At 36.6% G+C, this 670-nt stretch carries 1 protein-coding gene; it reads right to left on the bottom strand.

All coding sequences use genetic code 11. The annotated features are described in order from the left end of the window. Positions 1 to 89: 89 nt before the first annotated feature. Positions 90 to 299, bottom strand: a complete 210-nt coding sequence (locus IEX29_RS26445) for a hypothetical protein (RefSeq protein WP_188738881.1) — start codon at positions 297 to 299, stop codon at positions 90 to 92. Between the last annotated feature and the right edge of the window lie 371 nt (positions 300 to 670).

Here is a 670-nt window from a genome sequence, read left to right as displayed (position 1 = left end):
TTTTGTCTTTGCAATGACAGGAGCCATAGTATCGATAACCATTTCATCTGGTAGTTTCTTGAAGCAAACTTTCCACTTTTTGTTTTCCATCACGATTCACTCCTTAAATTCACTTTCTGAAGAAATTCGGTACAAAAAGATCCACTGTAATCCTCTAGCATGACAACGGTATAATCATGATTTGGGTGATGTTTAAATTCATTCGTGCTGCATGTCCAAATAGTCCCGTCATGCGATTCTGCTTCGATGCACGTATGCATCACGACTTTGTCGCCTTTTTTTAATGGTTTCACACTCATTTGCCAACCTCCTAATTAGCTTAATTAATCAAATTCTTATGAAGTTAGATAAAATCATTTAAAACAACGACAATTGTTCATCTTTAGTTACTTCCTTTACGTAACCTTTTCTCACCCAAGAGCTATAAGGGATCCACTCTCTATAACCTTGGATCATGTACCCTTCCGGAACTGGCTCACCGGATCCCCTCTCGGGTTTAAGTGATTCTGTAAGATCAGTCCACACCCAGTTATTTTGCATGTTCTACCTCCAGTTAGCTTAATTAATCGAACATTTATGAAGTTAGATTATTTCATCATGTATCATTTTTATTGCTTTAAATATCGGATATATTTGCTGTGGTACTACTGCATTTCCTAATCCTTTAATT

The sequence above is a fragment of the Oceanobacillus neutriphilus genome, from assembly GCF_014645515.1.
Lineage (GTDB): Bacteria > Bacillota > Bacilli > Bacillales > Amphibacillaceae > Oceanobacillus > Oceanobacillus neutriphilus.
The sequence above is the reverse complement of the archived record's forward strand: the minus strand, read 5'-3'. Positions and strand labels throughout refer to the sequence as shown.